The following is a 15,849-nucleotide window of genomic DNA, read 5'->3' as shown; positions in this document are numbered from 1 at the left end:
ATTGTCATTTATATTAGAAATAATCATATAATTTGGGGAGGTTCATTATGGAATTTATGCACGCGCTGCCGTCGGGGCGGGCCGTCAGGTCCTCATTACTCCTCGGTGCTGCCTTTTTTGCCTTGCCGCTGAGCGTCCGGGCGCAGGACAACGGACGGCCGGGACAGATCAACGGCGTCCAGGACATCGTCGTGACCGCCCAGAAGCGCGAGCAGAATTTGCAGAAGGTGCCGATCTCGATCACCGCGCTCAGCGCCGACTCGATCAAGGCGAACCGCATACAGAGCGTGAACGATCTCAATGCCATCGCGCCCAATCTCACAGTGCGCCTGGGCAGCGGCGGCAACCAGTCGCCCAACTACACGCTGCGCGGCATATTAGGAGGCAATTCGGCAGCCGGCACCGACAAGGGTGTCTCGCTCTATCTCGACGGCGTCTATCTGCAGAACCAATCAGGCTCGGTATTCGAATTCGCCGATATCGAGCGTATCGAGGTGCTGAAGGGGCCACAGGGCACGCTGTTCGGCCGCAATGCCACCGGAGGCGCGATCAGCATCATCACCAAGGATCCGACCGGCCGCTTTGGCGGGCACCAGGATTTCACCATCGGCAACCAGAACAGCTTCCGCAGCAAGACCCATATCGATCTGCCGCAGTTCGGCCCGATCAGCGCTTCCTTCACTTATCTCCATTCGCAGCATCGCGGCGACGTACGCAACCTCGGCGCGGGCACGACATGGGATTACGGCCCCGCCACGGGCGGCGCTTATGGCGTCGCTAAATCTCCCAAATGGCTCGGCGGCGATAATACCGAGGCGGTGCAGGCGGCCCTCAAGTTCGACCTCGACCCGAATCTCGATCTCGTCTACAAGTTCGACTATACGGACGACCGGTTCACGCCCAATGCACAGGGCACCGATTATCTGCCAGCCGGATCTTTCCTGTCGGAACTTTACGACGCGAGCCCAAATCCCAAGACGCCGATCACCAACAAGCGCCCGGATGCGGTGAACAACTGGTTCACGACGCCCGGCCATACCGTCAATTGGGGTCACAATCTCACTGCGAAATATACGTTCAACGACAATATCTCCATCAAGAACATCTTCGCACTGCGGAAATCTCGCCTGCATGTGAATTTCCAGCTCGACGGCCTCGGCGGGCTGATGAACCAGCCCGTCGCGGGCCTCGGCGGCTACCCGCCGGGCATCGCCATTCCGTTCGCGCCGGGCGGCAATCCGACGCTGTTTTCCGCCAACCCCTCCGCCCCGTTCATCTTCCTCGGCAACAATGCCTATAGCAACGAGAAGCAGTGGAGCGACGAGTTCCAGCTCAACATCACGACGGACTGGTTCACGCTCACCGCGGGCTATCTGCATTTCCACGACCATTTCGTGACGGCCGGCTACAATAATGCCTATAATACCTCGATCACTCAGGTGATCGACGGCCAGAATACATCCGCGGCCGGGACGGCTTTCGTGATTCCGGCCAACCCCGGCTATCTGCACACGACCGTCTCCACCAATTCCGACGCCTTCTTCCTCCAGCCGGAAATCCACCTGACCGATCAGCTCGATCTGGTCGGCGGCGCCCGCATCACGATCGATGACAAGAATGGCATCGAATATCTGCCGGACCAGTATCTGGCCGGCAACGTCACGGGCATGAGCCCGGTGAGCTCTCCGATCCGATACAAGCATAGCAAGGCCACCTTCCTGGCCGGCATCAACTATCGCGTGAACGACCATATTCTCACTTATGCGAAATATGCGACCGGCTATGTGTCGGGGGGCGAGCTTGCGACGCTGCAGTTCAAGCCCGAGACGGCGAAATCCTTCGAAGGCGGCATCAAAGCGGATCTGTTCGACCGGCGCTTCCGCACCAATCTGGCTCTCTTCCACGTCAAATACACCAACCTGCAATATGATACGTCCGGCCAGCTCACCGGCGTACCGAGCACCTTCCTCTTCTCGCAGGCGGTGGTCTCGTCGGGCGACGCGAAGGCCTATGGCTTCGAATGGGAAAATACGCTGGTTCCGGTCAACGGCCTCACCTTGCAGGCCAATCTCGGCTACACCCATTTCAAGTTCATCAAGGACACGATCTTCCCGGGCTTCGCCTATGTATCGGGCGCGCCGGGCTATCTGCCCTTCCAGCGCCCGAAATGGACGGGTAACCTCTCCGCCCAATATGATTCCTCGGCGGTGCTGCTCGGCGGCCACCTGACCGCGCGGGTCGATGCCAATTTCCGCAGCAGGATATTGATGACGTCCGACATCACGCCCGGCGTCGGCCCGACGGCGCAGGCCGATCCGGCGCTGGTCAAGGCCGCCACGACACCTTTCCAATGGATCGTCAATGCCCGCGTCGGCCTGGCGGACGTCGATCTCGGACGCTCCAAGGTCGAAATCGCGGCATGGGGCCGCAACATCCTCAACAACCGCAACATCACGCAGTTCACCGGCTTGGGGCTGGTCGCCTCGGTGATCTACGAGCGGGCACGGACCTATGGTCTCGACGTAAGTTTCGCCTTCTGAAAATCCGGTCTGGAACGGCGCCTCTCGCGCCTTTCCAGACCGCTTCACCAGCCTGCCCGACCGGCCGCCGTAGCACCGCTGCGGCGGCCGGTCTCACGGTCTGCACGCGCCTATCCGCGAGCGCGCGGCCGGACGATGCGCCACCTATAATCACCGATCTGGTTGAAATGACAGAATTAACACTTGTGTGACCACGTCGCTTCGCCCATTCGACACGCGAAGCGACGCAGTCGTCCGGCACGGATGACACGACCGCTTCGCGGTCAGCTTGCGGACCCTGTGCCATCAAAGCGTACAAAGACGAGAGGATGCCCCAGCTCAGGAGCGTCATGAGAATAGTTATGTCCGTTTGCCCGCGGCCTGCCGCGAAGAGTGCCGTATCATGATCCACGTCGCCCGCGACCTCGCCGGCCTGCTCGATGATCTGGCCGAGACCCGCACATTATCCGACATGGCATCGATGCGCATCGAACAGACCGCCCGGCGCCTGCTCTCGACCTATGGACGCTGCGTCATACAGAAGCTGGATGGGGAACTGATCGCCGCGCTCACCGCCGCCGATCACCGGGGGACGGCGATGTGGAGCCTCGTGCGGAGCGCCGTCACCCTGCTTTGCGCGGCCTGCGATGGGGGTGCTGCCCCTGAAGCAATGTAGCGCTCCGCTTGCCTGACTGCGCAATCCGACTTGTGCGTCGCATCATAATGGCGCGATTTCTCTACGCGAAACCGGCCATTCTGATGTTTGCAATTGCAAAAGATGCGCGATGACGCGATGGTAAAGCTGCCTTTCAGGCATCCTCTCCTAAGACTTAGGGCCGCCCGCCGGGCGGCCCTTTTTTTGTCCGGAGGATGTGGTCGGGCAACGGTCAGGTGACGATCGACAGCTTCTTCCGGGCACGCGTCGCAGATGCCGCGGGCGCATCGGTGCGCGCCTCGCCGCTCGACCGCCTCGGCCTGCCGCCGAGGCCCAGCCGCTTGGCGACCGCGCGGCGCGCATCCGAATAAGCCGGCGACACCATCGGATAGTCCGGCTTCAGCCCGAATTTCTCGCGATACTGGGCGGGCGTCAGGCCATGGACCTTGAGATGCCGCTTGAGGCTCTTGTAAGGCTTGCCGTCGATCAGCGACAGGATATGCTCTCGCGAGGCAAGGCTCTTGCGCACCGACACGGCGGGTCGCGACGCGACATCCGCCTGCGTCACCGCGGCATCGGGCTCCTTGTCGATCGCTATGATGGCGGCGTGGGTCTTCGCGATAAACCCGGCCACCTCCTCCGGCGGAAGCTCATTATGAGACACATAGCTTGCAACTACTTCAATCGTCATGGCGATCAGGTCATTGTCCTCTGCCATTCAATTCCTCGCCGATGGAGCCGTGGATAAAGATGCGATCGTCTCCGGTAGAATCCACCGCAGACGAGAACACGCTACAATGCCGGACGACATTTCTCAACAAGAGGTGGATTATGTCGACGGGATACGACACCCATCGGCCGTCAGGGATTGCGGACCTGCTCCTCGCACAGCTCCTCGAAGCTGCGCTCCACCAGCGTCACATGATGCAGCATCGCAGTATGGGCGCCAGCCGCATCGCCCCGCACGATCGCGGCGATCACGGCGTCATGCTCCGACAAGGACCTCGGTAACCTGCCTTCGAGATGGAACTGGGCGCGTCGAAAGGGCGCGAGCCTGCGGCGCAACGCCTGCGTCATGTCCGCCAGCACGCCATTATGGGCGCCCGCGTAGATCATCGTGTGCAGATCATGGTTGCAGTCCGCAAAGGCGAGCGCGTCGCCTTGCCGCGCCAGCACCCCCATGCGCTCATGCAGGGCCTGCAGCCGGCGGCGTTCGGTCGGCAGCATGGACATGGCGGCGAGACGGGCGCACGTCGCCTCCAGTTCGCCCATCGCTACGAACAGTTCCTCGAGCTGCGCCGGCGTCACCTGCGTCACGATCGCGCCACGCCGTGGCCGCACCTCGATCAGCCCGGTAGTGGCCAATTGACGTAGTGCCTCGCGCACCGGCGTGCGGGAGACTGCATAGCGTTGGGCGAGAAGCTGTTCGTCAAGCCGGGATCCCGGCGCGAACTCGCCGGAAAGGATTGCCTCCGCCATGTCGTCGGCAAGCTTGTCCACCGTCGTTTCGGCCAACGCCTTCGTTCCCTCCACCCGCAAAGCCATATGGCCACGCGCTCGGCGGGACCGCGCGGGACATTGCTTGCATACGAAAATGACGATCACGCAACAATCCTGTTGCCGACTCATTTCTTGTATGCAAGACTTACATTGCGCATACAGAATTGCAGGTAACGCAATCATGCGCGTGTTCGCACACTGAGGGGATGTCTGGGCGCTAACCAAAAAGGGAGCGACCCAAGATGCGGACGATCTATTGTGTTTCGGCGCTCGTGCTGAGCGCCTGCAGCAGCCTTGCAGCGGCTGAAGAGCCGTCGGGCTGGGCCTTGCACGGTTTTGGCGACATCTCGGTACGAAACGACTATGTCACGCCACGCGGCCTCGTCGTGACGACACGCGGCGCAGCGGTTCAAGTCCTCGACGGACTCGTCGCCGTCGCACCGAACGGCATCGCCTTCCATGCGGGAACGTGGCTGGATATCAATCCGGGATATAGCCGCAAGGACGGCAACATAACCGCCATCAACGAATTCGATTTCTTCGTCGGGGTGAGCGGAAACATAGCGAAGAACCTCGAGGCGGGGGTCGAATACAGCCAGTTCATCAGCGGGCAGCCGTCCGTAGCCTTCCAGGATGAACGCAATATCGAATTCAGCCTGAAATATAAGGATGCATCGAAAGATCGCCCCTTCAGCCTCAATCCTTACGCGAAGTTCTTCTGGGCTTTCAAGAGCAAATCCTCCACGGTCGTGACCGGCAAGGCCGGCAAGACCTTCGACATCGAACTGGGCGCGGTTCCGACCTATGCCACGCCGTCCTTCACCCTTTCGGCACCGACCTGGATCACCGTCGGCCCGAAGACCTATTGGGGCCTCGGCCCTTATAAGGATGGAAATTTCGGAGTCTTCACGACCGGCCTCAAGGCGAGCACGCCGATCCGTTTCGTGAAAGGCGGCGCACGCGCTTCGGTCTATGCCTTCGGCCAATATTATCACCTGATCAACGACAACCTCGTTCGCGCCAAGGCGATATTGAACAGCGGAGACGACAAGCGCGATCAACTCGTCTTCGGCGCGGGCATCAACATCGGTTTCTAGGTCGAACCAACAGGCGGGGCGGCCCCTGCCGGGCCGCTCCCGCGCACACGGCAGCAACGGAGGCACGGCGATGAGAAGTGTTCCTGCAAGACCGTATGATTTCATGCTGCAGCCCGAAAAGGCGGCATTGCTGATCATCGATATGCAGCGCGACTTCATCGAACCCGGCGGCTTCGGCGAGATGCTTGGCAACGAGGTCGGCCGGCTCGGCCGCACCATCGCCCCGCTCAAATCCCTCCTTGCCGCCGCCCGCGCATCGGGCATGCTGGTGATGCATACCCGCGAAGGCCACAAGCCCGATCTCAGCGACCTGCACGAGAGCAAGCGCATCCGCGGCCGCGGCACGGTGACGATCGGCGATCCCGGCCCGATGGGCCGCATCCTCGTGATCGGCGAGCCCGGCCACGACATCATCGCCGATCTCTATCCCATCGCCGGCGAGCCGGTCATCGACAAGCCGGGAAAAGGCGCCTTCTACAATACCGAGCTGGCCGATCTCATCGGGACGCACGGCATCACGCAGCTCATCGTCTGCGGCGTGACGACCGAAGTCTGCGTACACACGACCGTACGCGAGGCCAATGACCGCGGCATCGACTGCCTCGTCCTTGCCGACTGTACCGGGTCCTATTTCCCCGAATTCCACGACGTCGCGCTCCGCATGATCGCGGCACAGGGCGGCATCTTCGGATGGGTTGGCGAATCCTCGGGCGTGATCGCCGCGCTCGCCGCGCCGGCGGAACCGGCCGCGAACTAGACGGAAGGGGGTCGATCATCATGGCAAGCGTTACTGCGGATGCCGTACCGGCTACGGCGAAACTACCCTGGTGGACACCGGGCGACTGGAACGCCTTCTTCGGCTTCGGCACCAACATCCTCGTCAACGTGCTGGTGCTCACGGGGCTGCTGCGCTTCGTGCTAAAGCTTCCCGATCCGATCATCTTCGGTCGCATCCTGCCCGCCGTCGGGCTCATGCTCTTCCTCAGCACCGTCTACTATGCCTGGCTGGCTCGACGGCTTGCCGAGCGGACGGGCCGCGATGACGTCTGCGCCCTGCCGTCGGGGATCAGCGTGCCGCACATGTTCATCGTCACCTTCGTCGTGATGCTGCCGGTGCTGCTCAAGTCGGGCAATCCGGTCGAGGCCTGGAGCGCCGGCCTGACCTGGGTATGCGTGCAGAGCTTCGTGCTGATGATCGGCGGCTTCGTCGCCCCGGTGATCCGCAAGATCACGCCGCGCGCGGCACTGCTCGGCTCGCTCGCCGGCATCTCGCTGACCTTCATCTCGCTGAGCCCGGGCGCGCAGGTGTTCATGACGCCGATCATCGGCGTCACCTGCCTGGCGGTGATCCTGGCGAGCTGGCTGGGCGGCTATCGCTATCCGGGCGGCGTGCCCGGCGGCCTGATGGCAATGCTGGTTGGCACGCTGATCGCCTGGGGCGCGCAGTCGATGGGCTTCGAACTCGGCGGGATCGGTCCGGAGAAGGTCACCGGCGCGCTCGCCGATTTCGGCTTTCACCTGCCCCATCCAGCGCTGGCCGAAGTGTTCGGTGGCTTCAAATATATCGGCGTCATCCTGGTGACGGCCATCCCCTTCGGCATCTACGATCTCGTCGAGGCGATGGACAATGTCGAGAGTGCAGAGGCAGCCGGCGATCATTTCCCGACCACGCGCGTGCTGACCGCGGACGGCGTGATCAGCCTGATCGGCTGTCTGATGGGCAATCCCTTCATCAACGCCGTCTATATCGGCCATCCCGGCTGGAAGGCGATGGGCGGCCGCACCGGCTATTCCGCCGCGACAGGCGCGATGATGCTGGTGCTGACCTGGTTCGGCGTCGTCGCGCTGATGATGGCGGTGATCCCCGCCGTCGCGCTGCTGCCCATCCTGCTCTATATCGGCATGCTGATCGGCGCCCAGGCCTTTCAGGAAAGCCCCCATCGCCACGCGCCGGCAATCGTACTGGCGATCGTGCCCAACATCGCGGCCTGGGGCACGACCCAGATCAACAATGCGTTGAGCGCGGCGGGCACCGATGCCGGAAAGGTGGGGCTCGACGCTCTGGCGAACAATGGCGTGCTCTATCATGGCCTGCAGGTGCTCGGCAGCGGTGCCACGCTCTGCGGCATCATCCTGGGATCGATCACCGTGTTGATCATCGACGGCAAGCTCGCCAAGGCGGCCGCCTTCGCCGCGGCCGGGGCGGTGCTCACCTTCTTCGGCCTGATCCATGCCGAGGCGATCGGGGTGATGAAGACACCGGGCGTCGCGGCGGCCTATCTCGTCGTCGCCCTCTTCCTCCTCATCTGCTCGCGCAAGCCCGGCCTCGCCAAGGAGAGCGCCGACCATGGCCTGGTGCACGCCACGGCTCAGGCCGCCGAATGAGCGGGCCGTCGCCTCTGGACGCAGCTTTTGTGGGGGCGCTGGCGCAGGTGGCGGGATTGTCGATCGATCCCGACCACCTCGCCGGCGTAAGCCGCAATCTGGGCGTGCTGCTCGATCAGGCCGCCTTGTTCCTCGATCCGCTCGATCCCCTGGTCGAGCCTGCACCGGTCTACCGCCCATGAAGCTGTGCACCATCCATTCCGGCCTGGCCGGCATCGTGGCCATCGCGCAGGCCGTGCGCGATGGCCACGTCTCCGCGACCGCGCTCATCGAAAGCCGACTGACCCGTATTGAGCGGCTCAATCCGCGGCTCAACTGCTTCACGGAGATACTGTTCGACCGCGCCCGTCGCGAGGCGGAGCGGATCGACACGCTCGTTGCCGAGGGGATCGATCCGGGGCCGCTCGCGGGCGTCCCCTTCGGCGTCAAGGATAATTACGACGTCGCCGGCCGCGTCACCACGGCGGGCTCGATCATCAACGCAGCCCTGCCTCCCGCGGGCGCCGACGCCGTGCTGCTGCAGCGGCTGACCGCGGCGGGGGCGGTGCTGGTCGGCACGCAGAATATGGACGAATATGCCTATGGCTTCACCACCGAGAACGCCCATTATGGCGCGACCCGCAACCCGGCCGACACCGGGCGCAGCGCGGGCGGCTCCTCGGGCGGATCGGCCGCCGCGGTGGCAGCCGGCCTGTGCGAGGGCGCGCTGGGCACCGATACCAATGGCTCGATCCGCGTGCCTGCCTCCTTCTGCGGCATATTCGGACTGAAGCCCACCTTCGGCCGTCTTCCTCGCACCGGCACCTTTCCCTTCGTCCACGAGCTCGATCACCTCGGCCCGTTCGCACGCAACGCAACCGATCTCGCGTTGATCTACGATATCCTCCAGGGGCATGACGTGGGTGACGCCGCCTGTGCCGATCGGCGCCGCGAGCCTGTCTCGCACCTGCTCGACACGCCCTTCACGGCCCGCGTCGCGCTGCTCGGCGGATGGTTCGAGGAAAAAGCCGACGCGCAGGGACGCGCGGCCGCCCGCGCAGTGGCGGATGCACTCGGCGCCGTCGCCCCTGTCGTGCTGCCCGGCGCGGAGGCTGCGCGCGCCGCGGCCTTCACGCTCACCGCCGCATCGGGCGGCAATCTCCATCGCCGTGCCTTGCAGAGCCGCGCCGCGGATTTCGATCCCGCCACCCGCGATCGCCTGCTGGCCGGCGCGCTGCTTCCGGCCAACATCATCCTGCAGGCGCAGCGCGTGCGCAGCCTGTTTCGCGAGCAGCTGCACGAGGTGTTCCGCCATCATGACCTGCTGATCGCCCCTGCGACGCCCTGCGCCGCCCCGCTGCTCGGCCAGCCGACCATCGAGGTGAACGGACAGGCACTGCCGACCCGACCCAACATCGGCCTGCTCACCCAGCCGCTGAGCTTCGTCGGAGTGCCGATCGCCGCAGTGCCGGTGCAGGGCGACGCACTGCCGATCGGCGTGCAAATCGTCGCGCCGCCCTGGCGGGAAGATCTTGCGCTGCGGGCCGCCGCCCTGCTCGAACGGCGCGGTATCGCCACCACGAGGATGAGGGATTCATGCTGATCAACGATCCTGCCACGCTGGCCGCCGCGACCTCGGCCTTCGAAGCCTATGAGCAGGCGCTGATGACCAACGATCTCGACGCGCTCGACGCGCTCTTCTGGGCTTCCGAATGCACGGTGCGGATCGGGCCGGGCCAGAATCTCTACGGCATCGACGCGATCCGCGCGTTTCGGTCCGCGCGCGTCGGCGGGTCGCCGCAGCGCCGGCTGCTCAAAGTGGTGATCACCAGCTTCGGTACCGATTTCGCCACCGCCCATGCCGAGTTCCAGCGAGACGGCGCGCCCGCGCCCGGGCGGCAGACGCAAAGCTGGGTGCGCTTTCCGGAGGGATGGCGGGTCGTGAGCGCGCATATCTCGATGCTGGGCGAGGGCCATTGAGATGGGCTTTCCCTCGTTGCTGGATCTCGCGCGGGTACGCGCGCTCTACGCCGCAGGCACCTCGCCGCATGATCTGTTCGCCGAGATCGCGACACGGATCGATCATGCCGATCCGGCCATCTTCATCACCCGCGCCGACGAAGACCGGATGGCGGCTGAGATCGAGGCGTTGCTGGCGCGCGCGCCGGAACCCAATTCTCTCCCGCTGTGGGGTGTCCCCTACGCGGTGAAGGACAATATCGATGTGGCCGGCATGCCGATCACGGCCGCCTGCCCAGCGTTCGCGCATGTCGCCACGAAGGACGCGGCGGTAGTCGCGCGGCTTCGCCAGGCCGGGGCGATCATGATCGGCAAGACCAATCTCGATCAGTTCGCGACCGGTCTAAACGGCACCCGATCGCCCTATGGCGCCCCCCGTTCGGTGTTTGATCCCGCCTATATATCGGGCGGATCGAGCTCGGGCTCCGCCGTGGCGGTGGCCGCCGGCCTCGCCAGCTTCTCGCTCGGCACCGACACCGCAGGATCGGGCCGCGTGCCCGCCGCCTTCAACAACATCGTCGGCATCAAGCCCACGTCCGGGCTGCTCAGCAGCCGCGGCGTCGTGCCGGCGTGCCGCAGCCTGGACTGCGTGAGCATCTTTACGCTCTCCGTGGACGACGGCGCGCGCATCCGGCGCATCGCGCAGGGCTTCGATCCGGCGGATCCCTATTCGCGATCTGCGCGGCAACGCCCGTTCGGCCGGGCCAGCCTGCGGATCGGCATACTCGCGCCAGGCGACCGCGAATTTTTCGGCGACGGCGAAAGCGCCCGCCTCTACGAAGCCGCGATCGCACGCATCGGCGCCGCCACGGTCGAGATCGATTTCGCGCCCTTTCGGGAAACCGCGGCCCTGCTATATCACGGGCCATGGGTCGCCGAGCGGCTGGCGGCCTATGAGAGCTTCGGCGTGACGGAGGACGCGCTGGATCCGAGCGTCGCAAGCATCATCCTCGGCGGACGCACGATGAGCGCAGCGGACGCCTTCCGCGGAGCCTATGCCCTGGAGGCGCTGCGTCGCCGGGCAGACGAAGTCTGGGCCCAAATCGACGTGCTGCTGCTGCCGACGGCCCCCACCATCTACAGGGTGGATGCGATGCGCGCCGATCCGATCGCGCTGAATACGCGGCTCGGCACCTACACCAATTTCTTCAACCTGCTGAACCTCTCGGGGATAGCCGTGCCGGCCGGTTTCCGTTCCGACGGCCTGCCCTTCGGGGTGACCCTGGCCGCACCCGCCTTTCACGACGACGCGCTGGTCCCGCTGGCAGCGAGGATGCATCACGACGCAGCCTGCGGGATGGGCATCGACCGGCTGGGCACGCCGCCCTCCTCCGTCGGATCGGACCTGCCCGAGGACGGGCGGCTCCGTCTGGCCGTGGTCGGCGCCCATCTCAGCGGCATGCCGCTCAATCACGAACTGACCGCGCTCGACGCAACGCTCGAAGCCGCTGCGCATACCACCGGCGATTATCGGCTCTTCGCCCTGCCCGGCACGACCCCGCCAAAGCCGGGCCTCGTGCGTGCGCCGGGCGCAAACGGCCCCGGCATCGCCATCGAGATCTGGTCCTTCCCGCCCGCTGCCTTCGGCCGCTTCGTCGAACGCATTCCGGCACCGCTCGGCATCGGCAAGGTCGATCTCGCGACGGGCGGCCAGGTGTCCTGCTTCCTGTGCGAGGAAGCCGCCATTCGCGGTGCCGAGGAGATCACCGCCCATGGCGGCTGGCGAGCCTATATGGCGACCCTGGCGGCGCCGGTCTGATCTTCGAGATACCCGGACAGCCCAGCGAAAGAGTCAAACCGGCCCCGCTGTCACTCGTCGGGATAGATGGGATCGATCCCGTCGAACGCATCGTCCGGCGCGCTGGAGTCCGCCGCGCAAGCCGGAGCCGGCGGAAGCACGGGCTCGAGACCGTCGAACGCCGCGCGGATGATCGCGCCACCAGCGGTGGCCTGTTGGAAGATCGCACGGATCTCGCGCCCGTTGCGGACCATCCCGCCGATCCAGGGCGCGCGCTCCGCGGTGAGATAGCCGATCTGGATGCCGCGGGCGCTGAACACCGCCATGGCATGCGGGTCGACCGGATTGCGCGGCTCCGGCATCAGCCGGACGGGCTCGCCGGGCAGGCAGAGCAGGATCTCGAACCGGCGATTGCTCTTGTCGCGATTGGGATGATCGGCACCGACGACGGCAAGGCTGAGTTGGCGCGACATGCCCGCCTTCCTGCACAGCCGAGGCGCCGATGCAAGCTATGCGCTATACATGGACCAGCTTTGCGATATCCGCCGCGCTGTCCTCGGCCGTCTTGCCCTGCTTCACGATCCGCCCGCGCTGCATCACGAAATAGCGCTCGGCGAAGGACCAGGCGAAATCGAGATTCTGCTCGACGATCAGGATCGCGACGCCGAGCTCAGTCCGCACCCGCAGCAACGCATCCTCGATCTGCTGGACGATGTTCGGCTGGATCCCCTCGGTCGGCTCGTCGAGCAGGAGCAGCGAGGGCTGGCCGGCAAGCGCGCGGCCTATCGCCAGCTGCTGCTGCTCGCCGCCGGACAGCACGCCCGCTTTGCGGTTGGCGATCTGGGTGAGCTTGGGAAAGAGATCGAACACCATGTCGGGCACCTTGCGCGGCCCCTTGAACCCCTTGCGCGCCAGCGCCGCGAGGCCGACTTCCAGATTTTCGCTGACCGTCAGATGCGGGAAGACGTGCCGGCCCTGCGGCACGAAGCCGATGCCGGCACGCGCACGCTGATACGCGCCCATCGCCGTCACCTCTTCGCCATTCACATAGATATAGCCGCCGGAGACGGGTAGCTGGCCCATGATCGTCTTCATCAGCGTGGTCTTGCCGACGCCGTTGCGGCCGAGCACGGTCGCGGCCTCGCCCGCCTTCATGTCGAGCGCGACGTCCCACAGCACCTGGCCCTTGCCATAGGCCGCGCTGACGCTGCGCAGATTGATGAGGTCGGTCATTTGGCCCTCCCGAGATAGATGGCGGCGACCTCCTCGTCGCGCCGGATCTCGTCCAGCGTGCCCTCGCGCAGCAGCGCGCCCTGATGCAGCACGACGACATGGCCTTCGAGCTGCGAGACGAAATCGATGTCGTGATCGATCACCAGCACGGCATGCCGGCCGACCAGCGTACGGATGATCTGCGCGGTCTGGCTGCTCTCGGCCGCGCCCATGCCCGCGGTCGGCTCGTCGAGCAGCAGCAGCTCGGCATCGGTCGCGACGACCATGCCAATCTCCAGCCACTGCTTTTCGCCATGGGAGAGATTGCCCGCCAGCGCATCGCGCCGGTCGGCAAGGCCGACCTGTTCGAGCACCGCCTCGGCCTTGGCCCGCGCCTCCTCTTCGCCCGCTCTGGTAAAGCTTCGCCACCAGCGCCTGTCGCGCATCGCGGCGATGGCGAGATTGTCGATCACTGAAAGGCCGATGAGCACGCCCGGCGTCTGGAACTTGCGGCAGATGCCGCGGCCGACGATGCGATGCTCGGCCAGGCGCTGGATCTCTTCGCCGTGGAAGAGCACGCGTCCGGCGGTCGGCCGCACCCGGCCGATGATGGTATCGCACATAGTGGACTTGCCGGCGCCATTGGGCCCGATCACCACGGTCATGCTGCCGGACGGGATGGTAAGGCTGAGGTCGTTGATCGCCTTGAACCCGTCGAAATCGACCGTGACCTGCTCCAGGCGGAGCATCGCGGCTTCGCTCATGACGTTGCCCTCCCCGCGCGCCAGCGCGCGAACATGTCGCCCAGCCGTGCCGGCTTGAACCGGCGCTCGCCCTCGAATTCGCCGACGATCCCGCGCGGGAAGGCCGTGACCGCGAGGATGAAGAGCAGCCCCAGCGCGTAAAGCCAGAGCTCGGGCAGCGCCGTCGAGATCTTGTCCTTCGCGAAGTTCACCAGCAGCGCGCCGACGATCCCGCCGACGAGATAGGTCCGCCCGCCGATCGCCACCCAGATCACCATCTCGATCGACGGCACCACGCCCACCAGCGCGGGCGAGACCACACCCGCATGCAGGGTGAACATCGCGCCGGATACGCCGGTGAGCACCGCTGCGACCGAAAATGCCACCACCTTGTAGGGCGTCGGATCATAGCCGAGGAAGCGCAGCCGGTTCGATCCGTCGCGCGAGGCGCGCAGCAGCTTGCCGAAGCGCGAGGAGAGCAGCCAGCGCAGCGCGAAATAGGCGGTGGCGACGAGCGCGAGGGTGAGCCAGTAGATGCCGCGCGTCACGCCTTCGTCGTTAAGGTTGAGCCCCATGAGATTGTGGTAGTCGGTGAGGCCGTTGAAGCCGCCGGTCGTCCCCTGCTGGCTGATCAGCAGCGTGGCGAAGACCAGTGCCAGCGCCTGGGTGATCAGTGCGAAATAGACGCCGCCGATCCGTCGGCGAAACATCAGCCAGGAAAAGCCGGCTCCGATCGCGGCGGGGACCAGCAGCACGCCGAGGATCGTCACGAGCGGGTTGCGAAACGGCGCCCACCACCAGGGCAGCGCGGTTACGCCGCTCCACGTCATGAAATCCGGCAGCTCGCCCGCGCCGAGGCCGTCGAGCTTCAGATGCATCGCGAGCAGATAGCCGCCAAGCCCGAAGAAGACGCCCTGGCCGAGGCTCAATATGCCGCCCTCGCCCCACAGCAGCACCAGCCCCATCGCGGAAAGCGAGAGCGCGAGGAAGCGGCCGAGCAGGTTGAGGTCATAGGCAGAGAGCAGCCAGGGGGCGAGGATCGCGAGCAGCAGCGCAGCGCCGCCACCGATCGTCTTGAAAGGCAGGTTCAGCATCGCACGCTCCTATTCGGCATCGAGCGCGCGGGAGCGGATCGCGATCACGCCCTGCGGCCGGAACTGGAGGAAAAGGACGACGAAGAGCAGGGTCAGCACCTGCGCGAAACTGACATCGACGAAGATCTGAGCGAGCGCCATGACGAGCCCGATCATCACCGCGGCGATGGTCGTGCCGATCATGCTGCCGAGCCCGCCGAGCACGACGACCAGGAAGGCCGTGACGATGTAGCTCTGCCCGACATTGGGCGTGACCGGTCCGAGCAGCGCCAGCACGACGCCACCTATTCCAGCGACGCCGGCGCCGAGGCCGAAGATGAAGGCATCCACCTGCCGCACGTTCACGCCCATCGCCGAGGCCGTCGCGCGATCCTGATTGACCGCCCGGACGAGCAGGCCGACCCGGGTCATGCGCAGGAACAGCGCCAGTCCGCCAAGAACGGCGACGGCGACGGCCATGATGAACAGGCGGGCGGCCGGGAGGGGCAGCGCGCCGATGGTGATCGCACCGTCGAGCCAGGCCGGCGCAGTGACCGAGACGCCGGTCGCGCCGAAGACGTCGCGCGCGCCCTGCTGCAGGATCAGGCTGACTCCCCAGGTGGCGAGCAGCGTGTCGAGCGGACGCGCGGTGAGCTTGCTGACCAACGCCGCCTCAAGCCCCGCGCCGAGCAGCCCGGCACCGATGAAGGCGACAAGCATCGCTGCGAAGATGCCGAGCGGCCCCGGAATGAAGAGAATGGTGAGATAGGCGAGATAGCTTCCCACCATCAGTATCTCGCCATGCGCCATGTTGATCACGCGCATCAGCCCGAAGCTGAGCGCGAGGCCGAGCGCCGCCAATATGTAGATGGAGGCGACGCTGAAGCCGTTGAACACCTGGCCGGTAAGGAATGCCGCGTCCATGTGCC

At 65.2% G+C, this 15,849-nt stretch carries 16 protein-coding genes; 9 read left to right on the top strand and 7 right to left on the bottom strand.

All coding sequences use genetic code 11. The features are described from left to right. Positions 1-47: 47 nt before the first annotated feature. On the top strand, positions 48-2,540 hold the full coding sequence (locus GQY20_RS17330) for a TonB-dependent receptor (protein ID WP_157218390.1): 2,493 nt from the start codon (positions 48-50) through the stop codon (positions 2,538-2,540). A 382-nt stretch (positions 2,541-2,922) separates the two neighbouring features. Further along, positions 2,923-3,195, top strand: coding sequence for a hypothetical protein (locus GQY20_RS17325; protein WP_157218389.1), 273 nt, complete (start codon positions 2,923-2,925; stop codon positions 3,193-3,195). A gap of 211 nt (positions 3,196-3,406) precedes the next feature. On the opposite strand, the gene GQY20_RS17320 is transcribed toward GQY20_RS17325, so the two are convergent. Continuing rightward, positions 3,407-3,892, bottom strand: coding sequence for a MucR family transcriptional regulator (locus GQY20_RS17320; protein ID WP_157218388.1), 486 nt, complete (start codon positions 3,890-3,892; stop codon positions 3,407-3,409). Between the two features lie 143 nt (positions 3,893-4,035). Then, positions 4,036-4,719 (bottom strand): GntR family transcriptional regulator, encoded by a 684-nt coding sequence (locus tag GQY20_RS17315; protein WP_157218387.1) that lies wholly within the window; start codon positions 4,717-4,719, stop codon positions 4,036-4,038. Between the two features lie 197 nt (positions 4,720-4,916). Between GQY20_RS17315 and GQY20_RS17310 the strand changes: the two genes are divergently transcribed. The 7 genes from GQY20_RS17310 to atzF all read left to right on the top strand — a co-directional run bounded on the left by GQY20_RS17310 (position 4,917) and on the right by atzF (position 11,913). Then, entirely contained in the window at positions 4,917-5,771 is an 855-nt protein-coding gene (locus tag GQY20_RS17310; protein WP_157218386.1) for a hypothetical protein, read from the top strand. A 70-nt stretch (positions 5,772-5,841) separates the two neighbouring features. Continuing rightward, complete coding sequence (locus GQY20_RS17305) at positions 5,842-6,528, top strand: cysteine hydrolase family protein (protein ID WP_157218385.1); 687 nt, start codon at positions 5,842-5,844, stop codon at positions 6,526-6,528. Between the two features lie 20 nt (positions 6,529-6,548). Continuing rightward, entirely contained in the window at positions 6,549-8,156 is a 1,608-nt protein-coding gene (locus GQY20_RS17300) for a regulator (protein WP_157218384.1), read from the top strand. Then, positions 8,153-8,338: a DUF4089 domain-containing protein gene (locus GQY20_RS17295; protein ID WP_157218383.1), complete on the top strand. Its 186-nt coding sequence runs from the start codon at positions 8,153-8,155 to the stop codon at positions 8,336-8,338. Before GQY20_RS17300 ends, GQY20_RS17295 begins: the two co-directional genes overlap by 4 nt. Further along, positions 8,335-9,738, top strand: coding sequence for an AtzE family amidohydrolase (locus tag GQY20_RS17290; RefSeq protein ID WP_157218382.1), 1,404 nt, complete (start codon positions 8,335-8,337; stop codon positions 9,736-9,738). Before GQY20_RS17295 ends, GQY20_RS17290 begins: the two co-directional genes overlap by 4 nt. Beyond that, positions 9,732-10,115: an oxalurate catabolism protein HpxZ gene (gene hpxZ / locus GQY20_RS17285; RefSeq protein WP_157218381.1), complete on the top strand. Its 384-nt coding sequence runs from the start codon at positions 9,732-9,734 to the stop codon at positions 10,113-10,115. Before GQY20_RS17290 ends, hpxZ begins: the two co-directional genes overlap by 7 nt. Position 10,116: 1 nt before the next feature. Beyond that, entirely contained in the window at positions 10,117-11,913 is a 1,797-nt protein-coding gene (atzF, locus tag GQY20_RS17280) for an allophanate hydrolase (RefSeq protein ID WP_157218380.1), read from the top strand. 50 nt (positions 11,914-11,963) lie between these two features. On the opposite strand, the gene GQY20_RS17275 is transcribed toward atzF, so the two are convergent. From GQY20_RS17275 to urtB, 5 genes are read right to left on the bottom strand one after another with little or no spacing between them, the layout of a single operon-like run. Beyond that, entirely contained in the window at positions 11,964-12,365 is a 402-nt protein-coding gene (locus GQY20_RS17275; RefSeq protein ID WP_157218379.1) for an HIRAN domain-containing protein, read from the bottom strand. Positions 12,366-12,408: 43 nt separating this feature from the next. Next, on the bottom strand, positions 12,409-13,125 hold the full coding sequence (gene urtE / locus GQY20_RS17270; RefSeq protein ID WP_157218378.1) for an urea ABC transporter ATP-binding subunit UrtE: 717 nt from the start codon (positions 13,123-13,125) through the stop codon (positions 12,409-12,411). After that, a complete protein-coding gene (gene urtD, locus GQY20_RS17265) occupies positions 13,122-13,868 on the bottom strand; it encodes an urea ABC transporter ATP-binding protein UrtD (RefSeq protein ID WP_232476118.1) in 747 nt (248 codons plus the stop codon). The genes urtE and urtD overlap by 4 nt, the downstream gene beginning before the upstream one ends. After that, a complete protein-coding gene (urtC, locus tag GQY20_RS17260) occupies positions 13,865-14,941 on the bottom strand; it encodes an urea ABC transporter permease subunit UrtC (protein WP_157218377.1) in 1,077 nt (358 codons plus the stop codon). The genes urtD and urtC overlap by 4 nt, the downstream gene beginning before the upstream one ends. Before the next feature lie 9 nt (positions 14,942-14,950). Beyond that, positions 14,951-15,844, bottom strand: a complete 894-nt coding sequence (urtB, locus tag GQY20_RS17255; RefSeq protein ID WP_157218376.1) for an urea ABC transporter permease subunit UrtB — start codon at positions 15,842-15,844, stop codon at positions 14,951-14,953. Between the last annotated feature and the right edge of the window lie 5 nt (positions 15,845-15,849).

Origin of the sequence: Flavisphingomonas formosensis (genome assembly GCF_009755815.1) — a bacterium.
Classification (GTDB): Bacteria; Pseudomonadota; Alphaproteobacteria; order Sphingomonadales; family Sphingomonadaceae; genus Flavisphingomonas; species Flavisphingomonas formosensis.
This window is presented reverse-complemented; position numbering and strand designations above follow the sequence as displayed.